This is a genomic window from Lactobacillus sp. UMNPBX6 (assembly GCF_002553975.1).
Classification (GTDB): Bacteria; Bacillota; Bacilli; order Lactobacillales; family Lactobacillaceae; genus Lactobacillus; species Lactobacillus gallinarum.
Map to the genome: position 1 here is coordinate 1 of NZ_PCZD01000081.1, position 5,770 is coordinate 5,770.

Consider the following 5,770-nt stretch of genomic DNA (forward strand, 5'->3'; position numbering starts at 1 on the left):
ATCAGTGCTTTAAAAGTCTAATATTAATTGTCAATGTCTTAACTTAATGACATTGCCAGTAAGGAATCGCCCTTTTTATTGTAAAGATATTTACATTCCTCTTAAGGTCAACTACCCCACAATAAATTCTAGGGCTTAGCGGCTTGTTAACCTATGCTAACAAGAACACCAACTAACTTAGATACAGGCATGACTTATTTGAATCATAATAGCTCAAACAGTGGTCTTCCTAATTACCAAAGCCTTTTAAGTCCGAATGAGTTGCCAGCGGACTGCAGCCTATTTTAAGCTGCTTTTTTCATTCTTGTATGATTACTCCAGATACCTTGCCCTTTTTCTAAGATGTTTATAGCCGCATTCCAATCACGAATGTGCTCCTTATGACACACCGGACAAGTCCACTCTCGGTCCTTGAGTGTTAACTTCTTATAACCATTTTGTCCCATGATGGTACCACAATGGTGATATCTTTGAGTTGTAAATTTCGGATCAATCGTAATGAACTCCTTGTCATAAAGATCAGCCTTATATTCCAACATAGTTAGGAAAGTACGCCAACCAGCATCTGAAATCGACTGAGAAAGCGCATGATTCTTTAACAGATTTTTACTCCTTAATTCTTCAGCTACTACTATATCGTGATTTTTGATTAATGCAGTAGAAAGAACATGCAGAAAGTCTTGTCTTTGTCTACGAATCTTATCATGTAACTTAGCTACAACCAGACGCTGTTTTTGATAATTCTTGGCTCCATGCAAAGAACGTCCCTCTTTTTTAGCTCTACGTTGTCTACGTGAAAGAACTCTTTGAGCTTGAACCAGCCTTCTCTGGGATTTACGGTAAAATCTTGGATTAGCAACCATTGCACCATTAGAAGTAGTTAAAAAGTTGTCTAAATTAAGATCAATACCAATCTGACTTTGAGTTTTTGCATACTTCTTGGTAAAGGCAATATCGCTTCCTAATTGCATAGAAAGATAAAATTGATCATCAGCTGTTTTCTTAATTGAAACTGTACTGATTCTGGTTGCAACATGATTAAGCAAACGGTCTTTAATTACAGGACGCAAGCCAGCAATTCTAACATTTCCTAATTTTGGCAGCCTAACATGCTTGGTATCAATGAATCTAACTGAGCCATTATCCAGATAGGCTTCTTCTGCTCCTTGATATGTGCAATTAGTTTGGTAACTCCAATCACTACGTTTCTTATGAAAAGTTGGAATTCCATAGCCAAGTTGATGATAATTTTTCCAAGCTTTGCGATAATTCTGAATTGCATTAGCGATTGCAAAACTATCAATCCCTTTTGCACGTAAGAATTCATACTTGTCTCTAATATTTCTATGCTTAGCAATTAATTCTTGTGTTTCAAGTAATTTTTTGGCCTGATCAATTTCATATTTAGTCATTGGTCTCATCATAAAAGGCATGCCACTATTTACCTGAGCCACTTTGCCGACATTCTTAATATGATAAATCAATCTGCCAGCACCAACATATTGGTTATAGACAAAACGTTGAGCGTCATAATTTTGCTTGATCATTTTCTTTTGCTTATCACTAGGATAAAATCTCAATTTAATACCAAAATGATATTTTAAACTGCTCGTTATTTTCATTACTTCGCCCTCTTTTGCCGAACATATGATCATTATATCAAGATCTCACAGATGAAAAAAGCGAACAAGCAAAAAAAGAGCTATTTTTAGTCAAATAACTCGTTTTAGAACCTATTCATCTTTGCATTAAAACACAAAAATATTTATTAGACTTAGTAAATATCAATCTAAAATATCCAGATCATGTAATTCTCCAACAATATTGCGCCCATCACTATGTGTGTAAAATCTTATACCATACAACCTAACATCTTCATTTTCACCCATTAACTTTATATTTTCTGGTCGAATACTCTCAAGTAAGTCTTGTTTCCAAGCATCTCTCTCAAGTAATTGTTCACCCTTAGGTTCAATATAAACTTGATACATAATATTGCCATCATCTAAAGCAAGAATAAAGTCTGGCATATAACCTTCATAATGCTTTGCATCCTTGTCCTCAAATTCATGCAATGTCCAATTAGAAATCGTTTCTTCATTTCTGATCAAGTAAACATGATTGTATTTTTTCTTAAAGTCTTCTATTAGACTTCCTACTAAGTTGATTAAAGATGATTCAAGTTGATCAGTGATTGCATAATCATATGGGAACCAATCATTACCAGTCATCTTTTTTGGTTTTATAAGTTCACTGACTACTTTTCTATTAGAAGGTTGTGGAACCACTTTACTATAACCTTTAACTGCATCTCTTACAGCAATTGGTAAAAATTCATTCGTACCACGTTCTTTACGATAATTTTTAACAATACTTACTTGTATTCTATGCAATGCAATATCTAACACCTTAAGCTTATCCATCGGTGAAAGATTTATATCATATTGGTCAGGTACCTGTGCTATAACTTTTAATTTTCCTAACCAATTTGGTGACTCAATAAAGTCTTGAATGGAATTAATCATTGGCAAATATCGTTTCATATTATCAAAACGATAAAACTTATTTCTCGCAATCGCCTTCTTAATCAAACGATAATCTTCTTTATTAGAAAAATCAGCTACGTTATCATACTTGGTATTTGATTCATTAATTTGTAAGAAGTCACTACGCAATTCATTTTCAGTAGTTGAAGTATTATAATCAATAATCATTGAAAAACTATTAATTCCATAATCTCCAATACCTTTATATTCTGAATCTGGTACTTCTTCCGTTCTGTTGTAAAACAAATTACCATTTTGATAAAAGGCTGTCTTTTTAAAAGATGCTTTCACTTGTGCAGTAAAAGTTTGATAGTCTTGATCTTGGTTAACAATAAGATCCATTTTATCAAACGACTTATTCAAATTATCAATGTACTTAGAATCATTAATAGTATGGTAATGCAACGTTTCAAGCAACTTTATTTCACTTGATGAGGCATTATCAAATCGTCTAGTATATGATCTTTTGCCTTTATAAATAAATGGATAATATCTTGCTCCACGTCCAATAAGCTGAGCTTCTGAATTAGTTTGTTTGAGTGAATTAGATTCTTTTTCTTCTGATACTCTGACAATATCAAAAAGATTAAGAACATCCCATCCCTCAGTTAATTTGGCAACTGCAAAAATAATTCTAAAAGGATTATTGATATCCTCCAAAGTGTTCAAATTCTTGAAATCATTATTATCAGCAAGAATTCCCTTAGTACCACCTTCATTAACATTGATTGTAGTATTTATATTGAAATCCTGTTTTAGCTCTGATACTGCTTTGACTAAATCTTGAGATAACCAATAATCATAAGTCATAGATAAAGCTCTACTATTAGAGTTTATTTTCTTATTAGCTACAAGAAACTCATGCAATGATTCTGTAGAAAGTTCATTCATCATTGCCAAGAATTCATCTTTTACAATTTTAGACGTTTTGATACGATTAGACTTAACCAATAAAACCGGCTTAAAGTCAGGGATGCTTAATTTTCTAGCTATTCGTTTACGATACTGACTAAGTAAAACTGCATTTAGCAATTTTTGCATATTATCATTATTAGCCTGCAAACGGAAAACGTTTTTAGAATATCCTTCCTCCATAAATCGACTTAGATCATATTTGTAAATTATTTTATCTTTATACTTTTCATACACATCTTCTTTGTCTACATCAATTGTAGCTGTGAACTCTAGTTGGCGATTTACTTCATTGGAGTTTCTTACTCTATCTAGTAGATTTTCCCAAGAATTTTCTTCACGTTGTTTCTTCTTAGTTTGGGCATTGAAGTGGTGCGCTTCATCAGCCAAAATAATAATTTTATGTTTTCTCAAGTCATTAAAAGTCAAAGAGTTTTCTTGAGGATCGTTAAGTTCATTTGAAAGAGATTGAACTGTTGTAAGTTTTAAATATATAGTATTTGATTCTTGATTAACTGGGAAAGCTTCAACAGCCTTTAGATCTATTATTTCACCGTCTATATTTATTGGTGCAGAAAAAAGGTATTTTGATGAGCTAGTATTAAGGAAATTATCTCTTGTTTTATCAACTACGGCTGTGGTATTAGAAATAAAAAGAAAATTAGTATAGTTAAATTCCTTATAATAATAAAGAATTGTAGCAGCCATAACGTCCGTTTTACCCGATCCTGTAGCCATGTTAAACATTAGTTGATTATATTCTTCATTAGCATTTGGTTGTCTTTGTGACCAGTCAAGATGGAATAAAGCAGCTTGTTGATACTGTCTTAGAGTATGTTTTAGATTTTCATCAATATAGTATAAATTTGGAAGTGGTGTAAGGAAACTACTTACAGCATTTCTAGCTTTTTCTAACGTTGGAAATGGTTTGGCTTTAATACTTTTTTTCATTACTCTTCACCTTTTTCATTATTAGAAGAGTAGAAACTCTTATTAAATTCATAATCTGTATCAGTAACTAAATCTCTAACAGATTCATCATCAATATCACTATAACTGTAATAAAGTTGATTCTTATCAATAATCTTAATAAGCTCTTTTTTACGATCTTCAAGAGAAGGTAATTCTCCTGCTTTAAGGGATGCTTCAAATTTATTTAAATCAACTCTAAAATCAATATCCCCATTTTGCTTCATACGTGAATAAACATTCATTAATTCATCCATATTTTCGGCATTTTGAAGATCTCTTATATAACCCTGATCCTTTTCCATTAATTCAGCGTAAATAAAAGAGCCTCCTCCCTGCCATTTAACCGCTTTAGATATTCCACCTTGCTCACCAGCAATAACCTTTTGTAAACGAGGCACTGAAATGGTATTGATATAATCCATTTGCTCAATACCAATAAAACGGCGATGCATTTTCATAGCTACAGCTTGTGTAGTAGCAGAACCCATGAAGAAATCTAAAACAAGATCTTTTTCATTCGAGCCTAGTGTTATTATTCTTCTCAATAATTTTTCTGGTTTTGGTGTTGTAAAAACACTATTATTATTAAAAAGCTTCTTGATCTCTCTTTTGGCATCTTGATTATGTCCAACTTCTTCATATGTCCATAAGGTTTGAGCTACCACGCCTTTAACATCAGAAAGAAATCTTTTAACACTTGGGACATTAATTCCATCTTTACCAAACCAAATACGATTATCTTTAATCATTTCATTAAATTTATCTTTTGAATAAACCCAACTTCTGCCATTAGGAGGTAAAACTGTTCTACCACTGGGTGTCGTAATAGGATAAATATTTTCTTTTACAGCCGGTCCAACAGATAAATCACCTGGTTTCCATGCTCCTCTTGGATCATTATCAGGATTTTTATATCTACTATTTGCTTCTGCAGATCTAGGCAAACGATTAAGCTCTTTTTCCGAAGAATTATTTTTAGCATAAACTTGAATATAATCATGACTTCTAGAAAAAGTCTTTTTTAAATTGACGGGTGAATATGCTCTTTGCCAAACTACTTCATCTAAGAAATTCTCTCTACCAAAAATACTATCTTCTAATACTTTCATATAATGACTTTCATTGTCGTCTATGGAAATCCAAATAGTACCATCATCTGACAGTAATTTCCATGCAATCTCCAACCTACTTTTCATAAATGTAAGCCATGTAGCATGATTAAAATTATCGTTATAAACAAAATCATGATTAGAAGTATTATAGGGTGGATCTAAATATATTAATTTACGCGTGGTGCTAGTTAAATCGTTCTAGGCAATATGCCATGTTGTAAGCTAATA

Annotated in this window: 3 protein-coding genes; all 3 read right to left on the minus strand. The window is 32.3% G+C overall.

The window, feature by feature from the left end; genetic code table 11:
- Positions 1-284 precede the first annotated feature (284 nt).
- On the minus strand, positions 285-1,622 hold the full coding sequence (locus CP357_RS09385) for an RNA-guided endonuclease TnpB family protein (RefSeq protein ID WP_098037164.1): 1,338 nt from the start codon (positions 1,620-1,622) through the stop codon (positions 285-287).
- 162 nt (positions 1,623-1,784) lie between these two features.
- Positions 1,785-4,409, minus strand: a complete 2,625-nt coding sequence (locus CP357_RS09390; RefSeq protein WP_098037165.1) for a DEAD/DEAH box helicase family protein — start codon at positions 4,407-4,409, stop codon at positions 1,785-1,787.
- Positions 4,409-5,710: a site-specific DNA-methyltransferase gene (locus tag CP357_RS09395; protein ID WP_098037166.1), complete on the minus strand. Its 1,302-nt coding sequence runs from the start codon at positions 5,708-5,710 to the stop codon at positions 4,409-4,411. Before CP357_RS09395 ends, CP357_RS09390 begins: the two co-directional genes overlap by 1 nt.
- Between the last annotated feature and the right edge of the window lie 60 nt (positions 5,711-5,770).

Excerpts from the sequence above, each read along its gene's own strand:
- CP357_RS09385 (WP_098037164.1), bottom strand. The coding sequence starts at position 1,622 with ATGAAAATAACGAGCAGTTTAAAATATCATTTTGGTATTAAATTGAGA.
- CP357_RS09390 (WP_098037165.1), bottom strand. The coding sequence starts at position 4,409 with ATGAAAAAAAGTATTAAAGCCAAACCATTTCCAACGTTAGAAAAAGCT.